Here is a 19,795-nt window from a genome sequence, read left to right as displayed (position 1 = left end):
GGCCCCCTGCCCCGGCGGACAGGAATCCATGAGCCATTCGAGCCCTCTGGCCCGCGGCCGTGCCAGACCGGGCTGCCCGCGGGGGAAGGCTCCCAGCATGATCATGTCGGGGGAGGTGCTGCCCGAGTCCTGGCTCAGTGACGCGATCGGCTCTCTGGCCGGCCTGGTGGAAGCCGGCGGCGCCCTGATCGTCTTCGTGGGCGCCGCATGGGCGTTCGGCCGCTTCCTCACCGCACTGGTCGACCGCCACGAGCGGCGGGGAAAATACACGACAGGCAAACGACGGTCCCAGCAGACCGGCCGGGCCACGTGGACCTGAGCAAACCTTCGCCAGGATGACCACCACGCTCCCCCGGACCGCTGCCGGCTCACGAACCGCCGGCTACGGCACTTCAGCGGCGATGGAAAGCCGCCCCCTTGGCGCACCCGGCCGGCGCATTGTTGCCGCTCGCCTCGAAGTCGGCGCACGTGAGGAAGAGGTAGTTGAACGTGCCCAGCAGGAATGCCAGCACCCCCACGATGATCGTGACAGAGACGGCACCAAGACGCTGGAACGTGGGAAGTGCTGCGTAGTCGGGCACGAGGAGACGCGACAGCAGCCATGCCAGCACCGGGGCACCCACGACGGTGAGGACGACCTCGAAGTAGTGAACGTAGGGATAGCCGTGGCTCTTCGGCGTCACGATGGCCAGGACGATCCAGGCGGAGGGAAGCGACAGGGCGATCCAACCACCCCAAGGGACTGCTCCTCTGCTGCGCAGAATCACGCCCGAGAGCAGCACCGTCGTGGCCACCGCCCAGAGTGCCAGCACGTTGTCGAAGAAGACGGCGTTGTACGCGCCCAACGTGAACGCAGGCCACCAGATGACGAGGGTTCCCCCCACCGAGGCAGTCGCAGTCGCCCGCAGAGCGGGATCGATCTGCGGCAGACGACTCGTACCCTCCGTACCGGGTGCGCGCCCGTCATCCGTCATGGCCATCCCGCCTGCACAGCCCGCGCGTCTGCTCCATACGCCCATGATGACCAGTGAGTCCGGGTTGCCCTCGGCCCGACTCACCGGCTGCCGCGTCCGGCAGTGGCTCCCCCGGGACGCCCCGGCATGGCTGGGACGGCGAGCATGTCCGCCAGGGGCTCAGCCAGTTCCCGGAACCGGCCGGATCCTGGACCACGAGAGGCCGTCGCCAGACGGCGTGCGTGTCAGGGCAGTGGTTCGCCGCGGGCGGTGAGCCAGAGGGAGTACCACTCCTCGTGGTCCAGCTCCGGCGGGTGGGCGACCGCCTGCCGGCAGGACCGGATCCGCGTCGGGTCGGAGGTGCCGATCACCGGTGCGATGCCGGCCGGGTGCCGCTGGAGCCACCACAGCAGCACCGTCTCCGGGGTGACCTGCTTGCGTTCGGCCAGCGCTGCCAGCAGCTCCGCGGTCGCCCGCTCCTGCGGGGTCTCCTGCCGTCCCGTGAACCGGCCCTGGGCCAGCGCACCCCACGCCTGCAGCCGGATGCCGTGGTCGCGGCAGTGTTCGAGGGTCCCGAAGGGGAAACCGTTGGCGGCCGCCGCGGGGGTGTTCAGCAGGACCCCGGCCTCGACCCAGGCGCGCTGGTGCAGGCTCATCTCCAGCTGGTTGACGACGAGCGGCAGCTCCAGCCGCGCCTGGAGCGCCGCGATCTGCGCCGCCCCCATGTTGGAGACGCCGAAGCGGCGCACCATGCCCTGGGCGTGCAGGGAGGCCAGGGCCTCGGCGGTGTCGTCGGGGTTCGCGAGCGGGTCCGGCCGGTGCAGGAGCAGGACGTCGATCACGTCGGTGCGCAGCCGGGTCAGGCTCTCCTCCACCCGGCGCAGCACCGTCTTGCCGCGCAGGTCGTAGATGCCGGGGCGGTCGCCGTCCGCCAGGCGGATCCCGCACTTGGTCTGGATGGTGATCCGGGCGCGCAGCCCGGCGTCGCGGGCCAGGAGTTCGCCGAAAACCGCCTCGGACTTGCCGTGGCGGTAGATGTCGGCGTGGTCGAAGGCGGTGATCCCGATGTCCAGGGCCGCGGTGACGGCCGCCTCCGCGGCCGCGATGTCCGCGGGGCCGTAGGGCTCGGGCCCCCAGGTGCCGCCGAGTCCCATGCATCCGTACAGCGGCCGGCTCGTACTCGCGTTCGTACTCGCGTTCGCGCTCGCGTTCGTCGTCACCCCCCGACCTTACGGCCTCCCCGCCCTGCCCCCGTCTGTCAAGCCACGACTTTCAGGGGCATGACCCGGCGCGCGTTCCGGGGCGTACTGGAAGTACCCCGTCCGGCCCTATCGGCAGAGGAGAACACCATGACCCACCCCTTTCGAACGAAACGTCTCGCCCTGTTCGCCGCTTCGACCGCCATAGCCGCGGGAGGTGTGCTGGTGCCGGGTACCGCGTTCGCCGCCACCCCCACGACTCCGCAGACGGCCGCCGTGCGCAGCGACGACATCAGCGGCGGCGAGAAGTCCACGCTGCTGTTCCTCGGCGAGCCCGAGAACGCCATCCAGGTCGCCCCCGACAAGGAGCTGCCGGGCAAGGGCGGTACGGGCAAGAAGAGCGAAGGCAAGTGGGGCAAGAACCGCCCCGGCAAGGGCGGCTCCTCCGAGGGCACCGGTGCGAAGGTCCCCGAGAAGCCGGTCTGGCAGTGCATCACCGCCCCCTGCGGCCCGCCTGACGACATCCACACCGAGGTCGTGCCCGGCAACGCGGAGGGCGCCCGCGTCTCCGCCGGGTCCTGAGGCCGCCGCCCCGCCGTCACCGCCGCTGGCCGACCCGACCGACCTGACTGATCGGTCGGCCGGCGGTGGGGTGGCGGCGGGGTTTCCTGCCAGCATGGCGATCATGACTGAGAGTGCATCCGTACGTCCGGTTCGCAGGATCTTCGACGGCCGGAACGATTCCGACAGCCCGGCGTTGGTGCGCGAGGAGGGAGGGGCGCCGAGCGGCGACGCGCTGGTGGACGGCGCCTATGACGCCCTCGGCGTGACCTGGGACTTCTTCCGCACGGTGTACGGGCGCAACGCCATCGACGGCCGGGGCGGCCCGGTGGAAGCGGTCCTCCGCGGCGGGGAGCCGGGCGCCACCTGGCAGGGATCGCGCATCCTGCTCGGCGACGGCGCCGTGCCCCTGGACGCGGTCGCCGCGCAGTACACGCTCGGCGTCATCCGGCACACCGCCGAGCTGGAGTCCTACGGCCAGCCCGGCGCCCTCGCCGTCTCGCTCGGGAACGTCTTCGGCCTCCTGGCCGAGCAGTACAGCCTGAAGCAGACCGCCGAGGACTCCGACTGGCTGTTCGGCCGGGGCCTGCTGCCCTCCGGCGAGGCCACCGGCTCCCTGGCGGACCCCGCGCGGTTCCGGCAGGCGGCCCACATGTCCGCGTACGACGAGACCGTCGACGAGGACGGTGGCGTCCACGTCAACGCCGGGATCGCGAACCGCGCGTTCCACCTGGTCGCGGCCGAGCTGGGCGGCAACGCCTGGGAGCGGGCCGGACGCATCTGGTACAAGGGCCTGATGGGCTATGCCGCCCGGACCACGAACTTCTCCGCGTTCCGGTACGCGACCCTCGGCGCCGCCCGTGAGCTGGAGATGCCGGCGGACGTGGTGGCCACGGCGTGGAGCGCGGTCGGCGTGGACCGCTGATCCCCCGGCTGATCGATGGAGGGCCCCGGCCGCCGGTGCAGCGGCCGGGGCCCTCTGTCGGTCAGGGCGATGCCGCCGACGTCTTGCGCAGCACGCCTATCTTGTCGATGCGGTGTTCGGGATTGCCCTGCGCATCGCTCCAGAAGTTCCCCGCGGCGTGGTCCTCCGGCGTGGCACACGTCGAGATCGTGATCATGGCCTGGGCGGGGGGCTGCCCGGGAGCCCCGGGGACCGCCGCGCGCTGCTCGTCCAGCGAGCGCTCCGACCGGAAGGACGTCGAGCGGGTCGCGACGATCTCGTACGTGTGGACGGCGTCACCCGCGGCCACGACGACCGTGTCGCCCTTCTTCACCGACGGCAGGTCGTGCAGGGGCCCGCCGGCCGACAGGCGGTGCGCCGTGACCAGGAAGTTCCCGACCTGGCCGGGACCGACGCCGCCCCGCTCCCCGAACGGGCTGGCCGCGAGGCCGCGGTCCTGGATGCGGGTCCCGGGCACGTCGTCCGTCGTGCCCTCGTACGGCTCCACATGCAGGCCGGAGAGGCCTATCGACGGGATCGACAGCGTGGCGGGCCGGGGCCGGGGCTGCACGGAGGGCGCCGCCGGCGCGGACGGCTGCGGCGCCTGGCCCGCGGTGCTCGCGCTCGCGGTGCTTGCGGTGCTTGCGGCCGTGGTGGTGGCCGCGGCTGCCGTCGTCACGGCGGGGGCCGCCGTCCGGGCGGCGGCTTCGGGCGCGCAGGCTGCCAGCAGGACGGTCGCGGCACCGGCCGCCAGGGCGGGTACGGCGCGGGGCAGGAAGGGCAGGGGCATGGGCGTGTGCGTTTCCTGTCGGTTTGCCGGGCCGTGCGGCATATGGGTGACCCGGTTCGCTGTGCCAGGGTGACACACGCGGTGGGGGTCCAGAAGGGGCGCGGCCTGTGACCTCCCCGGCGGTCCGGGCACCGGGGTCAGAACGCGTTGCGGCGGCGGAGCCGGAGCGGGCGGCCGTCCGGGTCCACGAGCAGATGGTGCAGGGGGGTCGCCAGGACGCGTGGCGTGGTGGCCAGGTCCGGCGACCGGTAGCCGCGGAGCCGGCCGGGCGGGCGGGGTCCGCGGCAGCCGTCGGCGTACCAGGCGTCGAGGTCGGCAGCGGCCGCGGCGAAGGCGTGGAAGGCGGCTGCCGGGTCGTACAGGGCGTCGGCGGCGGGGTGCGGCTCCCCGGACGCGTCGGGCGGCGCCGGATCGTCGTCGGGGTCGAGGTCGAGGTGTTCGCGGGAGAGTTCCAGGCGGAGGCGGCGGGCGAAGCCGCGTGCGCCGTCGCCGAGGCCGCCGGGGTCGCAGGGCGGGCGCGGGTCCGGGGTGTCGTCCAGGACGACGCAGCTGAGCTCGGAGTCGTGGGTCCACGAGCGGAGGTTGATGTTGTCGGAGCCGACGGAGGCCCACACGTCGTCGATGACGCACACCTTGGCGTGCACGTAGACCGGTGTGCCGGCGTGGTTCTCCAGCCCGTAGACGGCGACCCGGGGGCCGCCCGCCCTGCGCAGCCGGTCGAGGGCGTTGATCCGCCCGATCAGGTTCATGGGGAGCGTCAGCCGGCCGTCCTGCTCGGGGAGCGAGGGGATGACGGCGATCAGCCGCAGCCCGGGGTTGACGCGCAGCGCGTGGGCGAAGCAGGCCACGACGCGCGGCGACCACAGGTACTGGTCCTCCAGGTAGACCAGGGCGCGGGCCCGGCGCAGGGCCTTGAGGTAGCCGCGGGCGATGCTGCGCTCGCCGTCGGGGGCGAAGGGGTAGCCGCGCAGCAGCCGGTTCGGGTAGGTGCGCAGCACCTGGACGGTGTGGGTGCCGCAGGGTTCGGGGTCGGGGAGCTGTGGCGGAAGGCTGTCCGCGTCGGTGTCCTCGTGGTGGAGGAGCTCCCGCAGGCGGGTCACCGGGCTGCGGGTGAGGGGCGCGGGGTCCTGCCAGCGTTCGCGGAAGACGGCCTCGATGTCGCCGACCACGGGCCCGCGGAGGGCGAGCTGGACGTCGTGCCAGGGCGGGTGCGGTCCGTACGCCTCCGCCATCGCCGTGGACTGGGGGTCGCCGGTGTGGCGGCGGTCGTCGTTGCGGTTGTGGCACAGGTCGATGCCGCCGATGTAGGCGATGTCGAGGCGGGGGCGGCCGGGGTGGCGCAGGACGGCCAGCTTCTGGTGGTGCGAGCCGCCGGGGCGCACCCGCATGTCGAGGAGGCATTCGCCGCCGGCCTTCTCGATCTCCGCGCCGAGGTGCAGGTTCTCGGACTGGCTGAAGTGCAGGCTGTCGAGGTGGGAGCGCCAGAGCAGGCCCTTGACGATGACGCCGCGTTCGGCGGCACGGGCCAGGACGGTGCCGATCTCGGTGCCGTGGCGGTCGGTGCCGTCACGGCCGGGGTGGTGCCGGCCGAGCCGTTCGTCGGCGTCGCCGCGCCAGTCGGTGAACAGGAGCAGGTCGCCGGCGCGCTGGGCGTCGATCCGCTCCAGCAGCTCCGCGAAGTACGCGGCGCCGTGCACCACGGGCCGTGCGTCGTTCCCCTCCGACCAGGCCGTGCCCCCGGGCCGTCGGCGGTCGAGGCGCGTGGCGGGGTTGCCGCGCTCGGGCGGGGTGAGCAGCCAGTCGGTGCGGTTCATGGCACGGTCCTCCGTACCCCTCCTACCCGCGCCGGGGGTGTTCCTCCCCCGGTGCGGGGGGCGGGGGCCCCCCCGGGGGGGGGCCCCCCCCCCCCGGGCCCCGGCCCCCCCCGCGGGGGGGCGGCCCCGCCCCCCCGCCGGCGGCCGGGCACTCCCGGTGGCGGCCCGCCACCGGGAGTGCCCGGCGCCCGCGGTGGCGGCCCGCCACGCAGAGTCCCCTCGGATCGGGGGTTTCCGCCCCGGACGCCGTCGTCGGACCGGGGCCGGCGCCGTCAGACGAGGTCGAAGCGGTCCAGGTCCATCACCTTGCTCCACGCCGCGACGAAGTCCTCCACGAACTTCCGCCCGGCGTCGTCGCTCGCGTACACCTCGGCGAGCGCGCGCAGCTCGGAGTTCGATCCGAAGAGCAGGTCGGCGCGGCTGCCCGTCCACCTGAGCTCGCCGGTGGCGGCGTCGCGGCCCTCGAAGGTGTGCGCGTCCTCGGAGGTCGCCTTCCACGTCGTGCCCAGGTCGAGCAGGTTGACGAAGAAGTCGTTGGTCAGGACTCCGGGCGTCGCCGTGAAGACGCCGAGCTGCGTCTGCCGGTGGTTCGCGCCGAGGACGCGCAGGCCGCCGACGAGGACCGTCAGCTCGGGGGCGCTCAGCGTGAGCAGGTTCGCCTTGTCGAGCAGCAGGTACTCGGCGGGCAGCCGGTTGCCCTTGCCGAGGTAGTTGCGGAAGCCGTCCGCGGCCGGTTCGAGCGCGGCGAACGACTCGACGTCCGTCTGCTCCTGCGCGGCGTCGACGCGGCCCGGCGTGAAGGGGACCTCCACGTCGAAGCCCGCGTCCTTGGCCGCCGCCTCGACGCCCGCGTTGCCGGCGAGGACGATCAGGTCGGCGAGGGAGACCTGCCTGCCGTCGGCCCGTCCGGTGTTGAAGGACTCCTGGATCCCGGTCAGGGTGCGCAGCGCCGCCGTCAGCCGGTCGGGCTCGTTGACCTCCCAGCCGCTCTGCGGCTGGAGCCGGATGCGGGCACCGTTGGCGCCGCCGCGCTTGTCGCTGCCGCGGAAGGACGACGCCGCCGCCCACGCGGTGGACACCAGCTCGGAGACGGTGAGGCCGGAGTCGAGGATCCGGGTCTTCAGGTCGGCGAGGTCCGCGGCGTCGACGGGCTCGGCCGCCCGCCCGGGCAGCGGGTCCTGCCACAGCAGGGTCTCGGACGGCACCTCGGGGCCGAGGTAGCGCACGACCGGGCCCATGTCGCGGTGGGTGAGCTTGAACCAGGCCCGGGCGAACGCGTCGGCGAACGCGGCGGGGTCCTCCAGGAAGCGCCGCGAGATCGGCCCGTAGACCGGGTCGAAGCGGAGCGAGAGGTCGGTCGTCAGCATCGTCGGGGCGTGGCTCTTGGACGCGTCGTGGGCGTCGGGGACGGTGCCGGCGCCGGCTCCTTCCCTCGGCCGCCACTGCCGTGCGCCGGCCGGGCTCTCGAACAGCTCCCACTCGTAGCCGAAGAGGATCTCGAAGAAGCTGTTGTCCCAGGCGGTGGGGGTGTCGGTCCAGATGCCTTCGAGGCCGCTGGTGATCGTGTCGCCGCCCTTGCCGGTGCCGTACGAGCTGCTCCAGCCGAGGCCCTGCTGTTCGAGCGGGGCGGCCTCGGGATCGGCGCCGACGTGGTCGGCCGGGCCGGCGCCGTGGGTCTTGCCGAAGGTGTGGCCGCCGGCGATCAGGGCGACGGTCTCCTCGTCGTTCATCGCCATCCGGCGGAACGTCTCGCGGATGTCGCGGGCCGCGGCGACCGGGTCGGGGTTGCCGTTCGGGCCCTCCGGGTTGACGTAGATCAGGCCCATCTGGACCGCGCCGAGGGGGCTCTCCAGCTCCCGGTCGCCGGTGTAGCGCCGGTCGTCGAGCCAGGTGGTCTCGGGGCCCCAGTAGACGTCCTCGTCGGGCTCCCAGACGTCCGCGCGGCCGCCGCCGAAGCCGAAGGTCTCGAAGCCCATCGTCTCCAGGGCGACGTTGCCGGCGAGGATCATCAGGTCGGCCCAGGACAGGCTCTGGCCGTACTTCTTCTTGACCGGCCACAGCAGGCGGCGGGCCTTGTCGAGGTTGGCGTTGTCCGGCCAGCTGTTCAGCGGGGCGAAGCGCTGCTGGCCGGCCCCGGCACCGCCGCGGCCGTCGCTGATCCGGTACGTGCCGGCGCTGTGCCAGGCCATCCGGATGATGAACGGGCCGTAGTGGCCGAAGTCGGCCGGCCACCAGTCCTGCGAGGTGGTCAGCACCTCGGCGATGTCCCGCTTCACCGCCGGCAGGTCCAGGGTCCTGAACGCCGCGGCGTAGTCGAACCCCTCGCCGAAGGGGTTGGCCACGGCCGGGTTCTTGGCGAGGACCTTCAGGTTGAGCCGCTCCGGCCACCACTGGCGGTTTCCGCCGCCCTGAGTCGGGTGCGGGGCGCGCTCGTGCGCGACCGGGCAGCCTCCGGCGCCTTGGGCCTTCGCGTCCACCACGATTGCTTCATCGTTCTCAGGCATGGGAATCCTCGGAATCCTTCCGGACTGGGTGGGCCGCGGTGCTCGGGAACTGCGAGGGGTGGAGCAGGGGGAGCGGGTGAGCTCCTTCTTCGGGACCGGTCCTCACTCCGTCACGCGCTCGTCGCCGCCGCGGTCCTGTCCCTTGGTTGTCGCCGGAACCGATCCTACGATGGACCAAGTCCAAGTCAATGCGGCAACCAATTCTGTACGGATTCATTAGTCGAACGATGCGCATTTAGGCTGGTGGGGCATGAGCGACCTGGTGAACCGGCTTCGCGGACGCGGCTGGCGCATGACGGCCCAGCGCAGGGTCGTCGCGGAGGTACTCGACGGCGAGCACGTCCACCTCACGGCGGACGAGGTGCTCGCCCGGGCCACCGCCCGGCTGCCGGAGGTGTCCCGCGCGACCGTCTACAACACCCTCGGCGAGCTCGTCGCGCTCGGCGAGGTGGTCGAGGTGACCACGGACGGCCGCGCGAAGCGCTACGACCCGAACGCGCACCGCCCCCACCAGCACCTGGTGTGCTCCGGCTGCGGCGAGATCCGGGACGTCCACCCGGCCGGCGACCCGCTGGCCGGCCTGCCCGCCTCCGAACGGTTCGGCTTCACCGTCGCGCGGGCCGACGTGATCTACCGGGGCCTGTGCCCCGCCTGCGCCCCCGGCGGCGCCGACGCGGCCGACGACGCCGGCGCGGCAGGGTAGCCGCGCCCCGGCCGATGCCACCCGCCCGGCCGATGCCACCCGGCAGGGGGCAGGAACGGCGAATCCGCCACGGCGCCGTGCTCCGGTCGGCAGGATGGGGGCATGGACCGTGGGGATGCAGGGCGGGGCCGGTCGCGGCCGATGGTGGTGCGCGTACCGGTGGAGCCGGTGGAAGCCGCAGTGGAAGCCGACGCCGTCGACGCCGCGGCGCGCGCGGGCGACGTCGTCGTCCGCGGACCGCTGTTCGGGGTGGCAGCGCAGGGGCCCGGGGACGGGCAGCGGTGGCGGGTGGTGGTCGCGGTGGCGGACGGCTGCCCGCAGCAGGCGCGCGACAGCCTGAACTCGCGGCTGTGGTTCCGCGCGAAGGACGAGGCGAAGGACAGGGCGGAGCGGCGCGACCTCCTGGCGGCGGTCGCCCGGCTGGAGGGCGAGCGGGTCGACGAACTCGTCGCGGCCGGCACCCGGTACCGCATCGTGCGCGCCGAGGAGTACGCGGGAGCCGGCCCGGACGGGATCGAGGAGCCCCGCCCGACGGATCCGGAGCCCCCGGTCCCGGACTGGGGCCGGGCCGCCTCGGAGCCGCAGGTCGACGCCGGCCTGGTCCTGGACCCGGACGCCCCGGTCACCCCTACCCAGGCGCTGGAGCAGCTGGCCCTGCGCGGCCTGCACTATGCCGGCGACCGGTTCCCCGGAGACGTGCGCGCCGACTCGCGGCGGGCGCTGGACACGCACCCGGACGTCCTGCTCCTGCCGCCGACGTTCGCGGTGGTGGAGCAGTCCGGGAGGGGCTGGAAGCCGGTCAGCGGCCCGCACCCGTCGGCGCACGCGGCCCGCAGGTCCCTGGACTTCGGGCTGACCTGGGCGTGGCCGCGGATGCGCGGCCTCATCCCCGTCGGCACCGACGTGCACGCCGCCGCCCGCAGCCGGGCGGCGGCCGACGGCGAGCAGGCGGACCCGGAGGCGGCGGAGCTGGCCGAGTACGCCGAGGCCGCCGACAGGATCCGGGCCGGCCGCGTGAACCGGCTGGAGTTCCAGGGCGCCGTGTACCGGATCGCCCGCACCCGCCGCCTGCTGCGCTGGGGGCCCGACGGGCCCGAAGGCCCCCGCCCGTCCGACCTCAACACCCAGGACCCGGCGCGGATCCACCTGCAGCTCGACGAGGACGGCAACGTCCTCCCCGAGGAGTGAGCGGGGCGGCCCGCCGCACGCGTGTCCGGGCCGGCCGGGGGAGCAGGGCCGGCCGGCCAGGACGCCCGGGCTCAGGCCAGGTCGAACCGGTCGAGGTTCATGACCTTGTCCCAGGCGGCGACGAAGTCACGTACGAACTTCTCGTCCGCGTCCCGGGAGGCGTAGACCTCCGCGATGGCCCGGAGCTGGGAGTGGGAGCCGAAGACGAGGTCGACGGCGGACGCGGTCCACTTGGCCCGGCCCGTGGCCCGGTCCCGGCCCTCGAACTCGTTCTCGACCGTCTCGGACGCCTTCCACTCCGTGCCCATGTCCAGCAGGTTGACGAAGAAGTCGTTGGTCAGCGTCCCGGCGCGGTCGGTGAAGACCCCGCGCGGGGACTGCCTGACGTTGGCGTCCAGGACGCGCATGCCGCCGATCAGCACGGCCATCTCGGGGGCGGTCAGCGTCAGCAGGTTGGCCCGGTCCAGGAGCAGGGTCTCCGGCGGCAGCTTCTCCCCGGCCCGCACATAGTTGCGGAACGCGTCCGCCCTCGGCTCCAGCACCGCGAACGACTCCACGTCCGTCTGCTCCTGCGAGGCGTCCGTACGTCCCGGCGCGAACGGGACCGTGACGGCGTACCCGGCGTTCCGCGCCGCCTGCTCGACGGCCGCGCAGCCGCCCAGGACGATCAGGTCGGCCAGCGACACCCGCGTCCCGCCGGACTGCGAGGCGTTGAAGTCCTGCCGGATCCGCTCCAGCGCGTCGAGTACCGCGGCCACCTCGGGCGTGTCGTTGGGCTCCCAGCCCTTCTGCGGCGCGAGCCGGATCCGCGCACCGTTGGCGCCGCCGCGCATGTCGGTGCCGCGGAAGCTCGCCGCCGACGCCCACGCCGTGGCGACCAGATGGGATGCGGGCACGCCCGAGCCCAGGATCCGCTCCTTGAGTGCGGCGACGTCCCCGTCCGTGACCAGGTCGTGGTCGCGTTCGGGGACGGGGTCCTGCCACAGCTGGGGCTCGGGAACCCACGGGCCGAGGTAGCGCACGGCGGGCCCCATGTCGCGGTGCAGCAGCTTGTACCACGCCTTCGCGAACGCGGTCGCGAGCTCGTCCGGGTGCTCGTGGAAGCGCTGGGAGATCGGCCGGTACACCGGATCCAGCTTCAGCGCGAGGTCCGTCGTCAGCATCATGGGGGCGTGCCGCTTCGACGGATCGTGCGCGTCCGGCACGGTGCCCTGCGCCTCGGGATCCTTCGGCTTCCACTGGTTGGCGCCGGCCGGGCTCTTCGTCAGCTCCCAGTCGTACCCGAACAGGTTGTCCAGATAGCCGTTGTCCCATGTCGTCGGCTCGGTCGTCCACGCGCCCTCCAGCCCGCTGGTGAGCGTGTCGGAGCCCTTGCCGCTGCCGTAGGTGTTCCGCCAGCCGAGGCCCTGCTGCTCCACGGGGGCGCCCTCGGGCTCCGGGCCGACGTACCGGGAGTCGACCGCGCCGTGGCACTTGCCGAAGGTGTGGCCGCCGACGATGAGCGCGACCGTCTCCTCGTCGTTCATCGCCATGCGCGCGAACGTCTCGCGGACGTCCCGGGCGGCCGCCAGGGGATCGGGGTTCCCGTTGGGGCCCTCCGGGTTCACGTAGATCAGGCCCATCTGCACGGCGCCGAAAGGAACCGCGAGTTCTCTGTCGCCGCTGTAGCGCTCGTCTCCGAGCCAGGTGTCCTCCGGCCCCCAGAAGACTTCGTCGGGCTCCCAGATGTCCTCTCTGCCGAAGCCGAACCCGAACGTCTTGAACCCCATGGACTCCAGCGCACAGTTCCCGGCGAAGATCAGCAGGTCGGCCCAGGAGATCTGCCGGCCGTACTTCTGTTTCACCGGCCACAGCAGCCGGCGTGCCTTGTCGAGGCTCGCGTTGTCCGGCCAGCTGTTGAGCGGGGCGAAGCGCTGGGCGCCGGCCCCGCCGCCGCCCCGGCCGTCGGCGATGCGGTACGTGCCCGCGGCGTGCCAGCTCATCCGGATGAAGAGCGGCCCGTAGTGGCCGTAGTCGGCCGGCCACCAGTCCTGTGACGTCGTCATCACCTCGAAGACGTCCCGCTTCAGCGCGTCGACGTCGAGGTTCGCGAACTCCTGTGCGTAGTCGAAGTCCCCGCCCAGCGGATTGGCGAGGGGCGGGTTCTGGTGCAGGACCTGGAGGTCCAGCTGGTTCGGCCACCAGTCCTGGTTGGTCATGGGCCGGGGGTGCGTGGGGGCCGGGGAGGGGATTGCCGGGTTCTCGCTCTCGCTGCCGGGCACGTCCATCCTTCTTCCTGTTTGGGTATTTTGTCCGTATGGTCGCGTACGGCAGACCGCGGAGCGGTGAGAACACGCCTGGAAGGGCTTTCCGGAGAGCTTTCCGCAGGGCTTCCGGAAGGGCTTCCGGAAGGGCTTTCAGGGAGGGCTTCTTGTCAGCGCATCCTGAAGGGCTGTTCGGGAGCGAGAGCGGCGGCGATGCGTTCGGCGATGACCTGGGCCGAATTGCCCTGCGGGCTCTTGGGGCCCTGCGTCACGCTGACCGCGAGGGACAGCTGCCGGACCGGCAGATAGGCCTGAATGGCCGCATAGCCGGAGAAGGACGGGTTCGACAGGATCCACCCGTCGACCACGATCACACCGAGGCCGAAGTGCCTGGCCTGCGTATTGGTCAGGCACACGCTGGCCGGGCAGGACGGCGTCGCCTTCCCCAGGCCGACCGTGCCCGGATCGAGCTGGGTCCGGAAGTACTTCGGGGACAGCAGCTCGCCGCTCCCGATGGCGCGGGCCGACCGCTCCAGATCGCAGATGTCCTGGACGAGGACCGCGCCCGGGGCCGTGGTCCAGGAGGGGTTCCAGAACGTCGACTCCTCGTACGTGCCGCGCTCGGAGGTGAAGGCGTGCAGGACGGGGGACGGGATCTGCGGCGTGTACTGGTTGCCGGTCTGGGTGAGGCCCAGCGGGCCGCTGATGCGCTGGGCGATCAGCCGGTCCAGGCGCATGCCGCTGATCTTCTCCAGCGCGGCGCCGAGGAGCTGGAAGTTGGCGTGCGAGTAGCTCCAGTTGGTACCCGGCTCGTACAGGAGCGGAGGCGTCGCGGCTATCTTGATGACCTCTTCCGGGGTCCATGCGCGGAACGGCGCCGCCTCGTACTCCGCTATGAACTTCGGGTTCGTGACGTAGTCGTGCAGGCCGGAAGTGGAGGCGCCGAGCATGCGCAGCGTGATCTCAGAGCCGTGCGGCGCGTCCGGCAGCCAGCGCGCAACCGGGTCGTCCAGCGAGGCCTTTCCCTCCTCGATGAGCTGCAGCAGGATCGTCCCCATGTAGACGATGCCGACGGAACCGGTGCGGAAGTGCATCGACGGCTCGGCCGGAACCCCCGTCATCGATTCGCCGAGGGCCGCGGTGACCACCTCCCGGCCGCGCGAGGACACCTTCAGGACCACCGAGTTCAGGCCGAACTCCCGCTTGGCCTGCTCCGCGATGGCGAGGACCTGGAGTCCGTCGCCGGCGGCCGGCTTCGGCGAAGCGACACAGGGCCGCCGTGGCGCCGCGGGCGTGGGCGCGGTCGCGGTTGCCGTTGCGGTCGCTGCCGGTGTTGTGGTCGCTGTCGGCGTTGCCGCCGCGGACGTCGGGGGCGTCGGGGTGTTCGGCGCCGTGCCGGTCCCGGCCGGAAGGGTTGCGCCGATCAGGCCGGCCGTGCAGAGCAACACCGCAGGTGCGTGCCTCATCCTGCCAGTGTGGACGGGCCCGCCGTACGGCGCACTTCCGCTTGACGGCGGTGCCGGGCCGGGGCGGGGGAGTGCGTGGCGACGGCCCCGCCGGGCCGGTGCATCCGGCAGACGGGCGGCGACGCCCCGGGCGGCGTCTCCGCCGGACGTTCGACTGCCGGGCCGGTGAGTGGCTCGTGTACAAGCGAACCTGCGGGGACGGGCCCCGTCCGGGGCTGGGGTGAGCCTCCGGCTTTCCGTTCGGAGGTGGGGTCGCTCTTCCCGCCGCACCGGACATCCGCCGCTGGGTGGTGGGGCTGCCAACCCGTACGCGGTCCGGTCCGGCAGGCCCGACCGGACCGCGGGCAGGTCCGTGCCCCTGCTGCCCGGTTGGCGGAGGGGCTACGGGGTCGCGCGTACGATCACGAGCGAACCCTGGTACGCGGCCTGGGTGCGGAGGTGGCCGAACTCCCCGTCCCAGGCGCCCGATTCCAGGTCGCGGCGCAGCGTCGCGTCGAAGCGCTCGCGGACGCGGTCGTCGACGAAGCTCCACGCCGAGCATGCCTGGCGGGCCGCCGGGTCGAGGAGCATCTCCGGGCGACCGTAGTACGCCTCGTTGAACCCGTCGGTGCAGTCCAGCGGGATGGGCACCGTCTGCACGGTTCCCGTGCCCCCCAGCGCGGCGGCCAGCTCCGCCACGGTCGGGTAGCGGCGGGCCTCCGTGTCGAGGACCTCGGGCGCGTACCGGTGCAGCCAGAACTCCCGGACCAGGGCGGGGTCGCAGGTGAGGACGACCACGGGCCCGCGGGTCACCCGCCGCATCTCCCGCAGGCCGACCCGTGCGTCGGACCACTGGTGGACGCTGAACAGCGTCATCGCCGCGTCGAACTCCCCGTCGGCGAAGGGCAGGTCCTCGGCCACGGCGTCGATCGCCGGCGACAGCTGCGCCGGCCGCCGGTCGCGCATCGACCGCGAGGGCTCGACCGCCGTCACCGTGCGCGCCGCGCCCTCGTACGATCCGGTGCCCGCGCCGACGTTGAGCACGGTCCGGGCGCCGCCCAGGGCGTCGGCGATGAACCGGGCGATCCGCTCGTCCGGGCGACGGTGGGCGGAGTAGCCGGAGCCGATGGCGCCGTAGTCGACGTCGCCGGCGCTGCCGTCCTGGCTGCGTGTCGTCCCGGTGGTCATGGGGTCTGCCCTCTCCGTCGCCCGTCCGGCCGCCTCGGCCGCCGGAAACGATCCTATGCCATCCCGCATCTGCGGGTGATGATCGATAATTTCATGTGATATGCGTGGCTAACGATCGGAATGGCATCGCATCTGAGCGGGTGGCTTCGGAGGTGGCGACAAAGTGTGCCTGCATGGCGTCGATACGCGGCGAAACCGCCGATCCTCCCCGCCGATGTTCTAAACTGGCGGGCTGTTTGGTGCTGTAACGGAGCAACCCGGGGCGAACCGGGATACACCGACAACCCGGACATGTCCGGGTGCGAGACGTGAGGGCCGATGGCAGCCACACCCGAGCACGGTGAACTCACTCTGATCGACGACGGCACGCCGCCCCCGCAGGAACCGGGGAAATCCGCCCGGTTCCGCGCCGGGCCCGCGGCCCCGCCGCGCACCCTCGTCGACGTCTTCGACGCCTCCGTACGGGCGTACCCCGACGAGCTCGCCCTGGACGACGGCACCGCCCGGCTCACCTACCGGGCGCTGGCCGCCGAGGTCGAGCGCCGGCGGCGCGCCCTGGCGGCCGCCGGGATCGGCCTCGGCGACCGGGTCGGCGTACGGGTGCCGTCCGGCACCGCCGAGCTGTACGCGGCGATCCTCGCGGTACTCGCCGCCGGGGCCGCCTACGTCCCGGTGGACGCCGAGGACCCCGACGAGCGGGCCGCGCTGGTCTTCGCCGAGGCCGGCGTACGGGCCGTGCTCGGCGCCGATGAGGCCGCCGGTCCGGTACGGGACGGGGCGGCGCCCGCCGGGCGGCCCGGGCCGGAGCACGACGCGTGGATCATCTTCACCTCGGGCTCCACCGGCAAGCCCAAGGGCGTCGCCGTCACCCACCGCAGCGCGGCCGCGTTCGTGGACGCCGAGGCCGCCCTGTTCCTCGCCGACGAGCCGATCGGACCCGGTGACCGGGTCATGGCCGGGCTGTCCGTGGCCTTCGACGCCTCCTGCGAGGAGATGTGGCTGGCCTGGCGCCACGGCGCCTGCCTCGTGCCGGTGCCCCGCTCCCGGGTGCGCAGCGGCGCCGACCTCGGCCCCTGGCTGGCGGAACAGGAGATCACCGTCGTCTCCACCGTGCCGACCCTGGCCGGGCTCTGGGAGCCCGACACCCTCAACGAGGTCCGGCTGCTGGTCTTCGGCGGCGAGGCGTGCCCGCCCGAGCTGGGCCGGCGCCTGGTCACCGAGGGCCGCGAGGTCTGGAACACGTACGGCCCCACCGAGGCGACCGTCGTCGCCTGCGCCTCGCTCCTGACCGGCGGGGAACCGGTCCGGATCGGCCTCCCCCTGAACGGCTGGGAACTGGCCGTCGTCGACGCGGCCGGCGAGCCCGTGCCGATGGGCGGCAGCGGCGAGCTCGTGATCGGCGGGGTGGGCCTGGCCCGCTACCTCGACCCGGACAAGGACCGGGAGAAGTACGCCCCGCTGGACGCCCTCGGCTGGGAGCGCGCCTACCGCAGCGGCGACCTCGTCCGCGCGGAACCGGAGGGCCTGGTCTTCCTCGGCCGCGCCGACGACCAGGTCAAGCTCGGCGGCCGCCGCATCGAGCTGGGCGAGGTGGACGCGGCCCTGCAGGCCCTGCCCGGCGTGTCCGCCGCGGCTGCCGCCGTCCGCACCGCGCGCGGCGGCACGCAGCTGCTGGTCGGCTACCTCGTCACGCAGGACGGCTGGGACCGGGCGGCGGCCGTCGAACGGCTGAGGGCCGCGCTGCCCGCGGCCCTCGTACCGCTGCTGGCACCCGTCGGCGAACTGCCCACCCGCACCTCCGGCAAGGTGGACCGGGACGCGCTGCCCTGGCCCCTGCCCGGGCAGGAATCCGCAACCGGCCCCGCCGAGCAGCTGTACGGCACCGAGGCCTGGCTCGCCGAACAGTGGCACGAGACCCTCGGCGTGCCCGTGACCGGCGCGGACGACGACTTCTTCGCGATCGGCGGGGGCAGCCTCGCGGCCGCCCGGCTCACCACCCGCCTGCGCACCCGCTACCCGGGCGCGGCCGTCCTCGACATCTACCAGCAGCCCACCCTGCGCAAACTCGCCCGGCGCCTGGAGAAGTCCGCGCAGGACGACGCCGCGGCCCGGCCCGTCGCCCCCGTCCCGGCCCGCACCCAGGCGGCGCAGTGCCTCCTGCTGCTCCCGCTGGCCACCCTGGCCGGCCTGCGCTGGACGGTGGCGCTGCTCGCCCTGGGCAACGTCCTGCACGGGATCGGGCCCTACCCGTGGGCGCCGACCGCCTCGTGGTGGCTCGTCGCTGCCGGCGCGGCCCTGCTCTTCAGCCCTCCGGGCCGGCTGGCGATCGCCGCGGGCGGCGCGCGGCTGCTGCTGCGCGGGGTGCAGCCCGGGCGCCACCCGCGCGGCGGCAGCGTGCACCTGAGGCTGTGGACGGCCGAGCGGCTCGCCGAGTACGCCGGCGCCACCTCGCTCACCGGATCCTGGCTGGAACGCTACGCCCGGGCCCTCGGCGCCAAGGTCGGCCGCGACGTCGACCTGCACTCCCTGCCCCCGGTCACGGGCCTGCTCAAACTGGGCCGCGGCTGCGCCGTCGAGTCCGAGGTCGACCTCTGCGGGCACTGGCTGGACGGGGACCGGCTGGTCATCGGCCCGGTCAAGGTCGGCGCGGGCGCGGTCGTCGGCACCCGCAGCGTGCTCTTCCCCGGGGCGCGGGTCGGCAAGCGGGCCGAGGTGGCCCCCGGCTCCGCGGTGGCCGGGCAGATCCCCACCGGCCAGCGCTGGGCCGGGGCGCCCGCGGTCAAGATCGGCCGGGCCAAACACAACTGGCCCCGGGAGCGCCCGCCCCGGTCGGTGCACTGGCGTGCCATGTACGGGGCGACCGGATTCGGCCTGACGCTCCTGCCGGTGGCCGCCGCCGTGCCCGCCCTGCTCGTGGCCGGCCGGTTCGTGCCCGCCGGCGCCGGACTCGGCGAGGCGCTGCGCGGAGCACTGCTCGCGGTGGTGCCGGGTGCTCTCGCCTTCGGGTGCGCGTACGTCCTCCTCGTGCTGGTCTCCGTACGCCTGCTCAGCATCGGGCTGCACGCCGGAAGCCATCCGACGCACAGCCGGGTCGCCTGGCAGGCGTGGACCGTCACCCAGCTGATGGACCTCTCCCGGGGGACGCTCTTCCCGCTGTACGCCGGGCTGATCACACCGGTGTGGCTGCGGCTCCTCGGCATGAAGGTCGGCCGCGGGGCGGAGGTGTCCACCGTGCTCGCGCTGCCCAGCCTCACCACCGTGGGCGACGGCGCGTTCCTCGCCGACGACACCCTGACCGCGCCCTGCGAGCTGGGCGGCGGATGGGTGCGGATCGGCCGCTCCGAGATCGGCCGCCGGGCCTTCCTCGGCAACTCGGGGATGACCGCCCCGGGCCGCACCGTGCCGGACGACGGGCTGGTCGGCGTCCTGTCCGCCACCCCGAAGAAGGCCAAGAAGGGCAGCTCGTACCTGGGCCTGCCGCCCGTCCGGCTGCCGCGGTCCGCCGCGGACGCCGACCTGGCCCGGACGTACGAGCCGCCCGCGCGGCTGCTGTGGGCCCGCGGCGCGGTGGAGCTGTGCCGGCTCGTCCCGGTCTTCTGCTCGGCGGCGCTCGCCGTCCTCGCCGTGGCCGCGCTCAGCGCCGCGGCCACGGCGGGCGGCCCGGGCACCGGGGGCGCGGCGCTGCTCTCCGGGGCGGTCCTGCTCGCCGCGGGCGGGGCCGCGTGCGCCGTCGCCGTCGCCGCGAAGTGGCTGCTGGTGGGCCGCCACCGGCCGGGGGAGCACCCGCTGTGGAGCGGCTTCGTGTGGCGGGGCGAGCTGGCGGACACCTTCGTCGAGGTCCTGGCCGTGCCGTGGCTGGCCGGATCGCTGTCCGGCACGCCGCTGCTGGTGCTGTGGCTGCGCTGCCTCGGGGCCCGCATCGGGCGGGGCGTGTGGTGCGAGAGCTACTGGCTTCCCGAGACGGACCTGGTCGTGCTGGGTGACGCCGTCAGCGTGAACCGCGGCTGCGTCCTGCAGACACACCTCTTCCACGACCGGATCCTGCGGACGGATACTGTGATCCTCCGTGAGGGCGCCACCTTGGGCCCGGGCGGAATCGTCCTGCCGGGGAGCACGCTGGGGGCGCGCAGCACGCTCGGCCCGGCCTCCCTCGTGATGGCCGGGGAGTCCGTCCCCGCCGACTCCCGCTGGCTGGGCAATCCGATCGAGGCGTGGCGGTCGTGACCGGCCGCCGCGGGCACCGGGCGGCAGGGAGCGGAAGCGT

14 protein-coding genes are annotated in these 19,795 nt (G+C 73.7%); 6 read left to right on the top strand and 8 right to left on the bottom strand.

Translation table 11 applies throughout. The features are described from left to right. Positions 1 to 97: 97 nt before the first annotated feature. Positions 98 to 319, top strand: a complete 222-nt coding sequence (locus tag ACIQUT_RS22745) for a hypothetical protein (protein ID WP_403565106.1) — start codon at positions 98 to 100, stop codon at positions 317 to 319. A gap of 73 nt (positions 320 to 392) precedes the next feature. Here the strand turns inward: ACIQUT_RS22745 and ACIQUT_RS22740 are convergent, their stop codons facing one another. Further along, the gene (locus ACIQUT_RS22740) at positions 393 to 974 is read right to left on the bottom strand and encodes a hypothetical protein (protein ID WP_403565105.1); all 582 of its coding nucleotides are present in this window, start codon (positions 972 to 974) and stop codon (positions 393 to 395) included. A gap of 224 nt (positions 975 to 1,198) precedes the next feature. Further along, positions 1,199 to 2,173: an aldo/keto reductase family oxidoreductase gene (locus ACIQUT_RS22735; protein ID WP_403565104.1), complete on the bottom strand. Its 975-nt coding sequence runs from the start codon at positions 2,171 to 2,173 to the stop codon at positions 1,199 to 1,201. A gap of 129 nt (positions 2,174 to 2,302) precedes the next feature. On the opposite strand from ACIQUT_RS22735, the gene ACIQUT_RS22730 reads away from it, so the two are divergent. Continuing rightward, positions 2,303 to 2,734 (top strand): hypothetical protein, encoded by a 432-nt coding sequence (locus ACIQUT_RS22730; protein WP_403565102.1) that lies wholly within the window; start codon positions 2,303 to 2,305, stop codon positions 2,732 to 2,734. Between the two features lie 103 nt (positions 2,735 to 2,837). Beyond that, positions 2,838 to 3,638 (top strand): M4 family metallopeptidase, encoded by an 801-nt coding sequence (locus ACIQUT_RS22725; protein ID WP_403565101.1) that lies wholly within the window; start codon positions 2,838 to 2,840, stop codon positions 3,636 to 3,638. 61 nt (positions 3,639 to 3,699) lie between these two features. Here the strand turns inward: ACIQUT_RS22725 and ACIQUT_RS22720 are convergent, their stop codons facing one another. The 3 genes from ACIQUT_RS22720 to katG (ACIQUT_RS22710) form a co-directional block, all read right to left on the bottom strand. After that, a complete protein-coding gene (locus ACIQUT_RS22720; RefSeq protein WP_403565099.1) occupies positions 3,700 to 4,446 on the bottom strand; it encodes a class E sortase in 747 nt (248 codons plus the stop codon). A 137-nt stretch (positions 4,447 to 4,583) separates the two neighbouring features. Continuing rightward, positions 4,584 to 6,260 (bottom strand): phospholipase D family protein, encoded by a 1,677-nt coding sequence (locus ACIQUT_RS22715; protein ID WP_403565097.1) that lies wholly within the window; start codon positions 6,258 to 6,260, stop codon positions 4,584 to 4,586. Positions 6,261 to 6,532: 272 nt separating this feature from the next. Continuing rightward, positions 6,533 to 8,764, bottom strand: coding sequence for a catalase/peroxidase HPI (gene katG, locus ACIQUT_RS22710; RefSeq protein ID WP_403565095.1), 2,232 nt, complete (start codon positions 8,762 to 8,764; stop codon positions 6,533 to 6,535). Between the two features lie 250 nt (positions 8,765 to 9,014). Here katG (ACIQUT_RS22710) and ACIQUT_RS22705 point away from each other — a divergent pair, with 250 nt between their 5' ends. Together ACIQUT_RS22705 and ACIQUT_RS22700 are read left to right on the top strand one after the other, a co-directional pair. Beyond that, positions 9,015 to 9,467, top strand: coding sequence for a Fur family transcriptional regulator (locus ACIQUT_RS22705; RefSeq protein ID WP_403565094.1), 453 nt, complete (start codon positions 9,015 to 9,017; stop codon positions 9,465 to 9,467). Positions 9,468 to 9,569: 102 nt separating this feature from the next. Next, positions 9,570 to 10,655, top strand: a complete 1,086-nt coding sequence (locus ACIQUT_RS22700; protein WP_403565092.1) for a DUF5954 family protein — start codon at positions 9,570 to 9,572, stop codon at positions 10,653 to 10,655. Positions 10,656 to 10,726: 71 nt separating this feature from the next. On the opposite strand, the gene katG (ACIQUT_RS22695) is transcribed toward ACIQUT_RS22700, so the two are convergent. From katG (ACIQUT_RS22695) to ACIQUT_RS22685, 3 genes are all read right to left on the bottom strand, one after another. After that, positions 10,727 to 12,916, bottom strand: coding sequence for a catalase/peroxidase HPI (katG, locus tag ACIQUT_RS22695; protein ID WP_403565350.1), 2,190 nt, complete (start codon positions 12,914 to 12,916; stop codon positions 10,727 to 10,729). Positions 12,917 to 13,068: 152 nt separating this feature from the next. After that, complete coding sequence (locus ACIQUT_RS22690; RefSeq protein ID WP_403565091.1) at positions 13,069 to 14,364, bottom strand: serine hydrolase domain-containing protein; 1,296 nt, start codon at positions 14,362 to 14,364, stop codon at positions 13,069 to 13,071. A gap of 381 nt (positions 14,365 to 14,745) precedes the next feature. After that, positions 14,746 to 15,531, bottom strand: a complete 786-nt coding sequence (locus ACIQUT_RS22685; RefSeq protein ID WP_403565089.1) for a class I SAM-dependent methyltransferase — start codon at positions 15,529 to 15,531, stop codon at positions 14,746 to 14,748. 318 nt (positions 15,532 to 15,849) lie between these two features. Between ACIQUT_RS22685 and ACIQUT_RS22680 the strand changes: the two genes are divergently transcribed. Continuing rightward, entirely contained in the window at positions 15,850 to 19,755 is a 3,906-nt protein-coding gene (locus tag ACIQUT_RS22680; RefSeq protein WP_403565087.1) for a Pls/PosA family non-ribosomal peptide synthetase, read from the top strand. The last annotated feature ends 40 nt before the right edge of the window (positions 19,756 to 19,795 follow it).

The organism is Streptomyces sp. NPDC090445, from assembly GCF_044769385.1.
In the GTDB taxonomy this organism is placed as follows: Bacteria; Actinomycetota; Actinomycetes; order Streptomycetales; family Streptomycetaceae; genus Streptomyces.
Note: the sequence above shows the minus strand (reverse complement) of the source record. Positions and strands in the feature narration are given on the sequence as shown.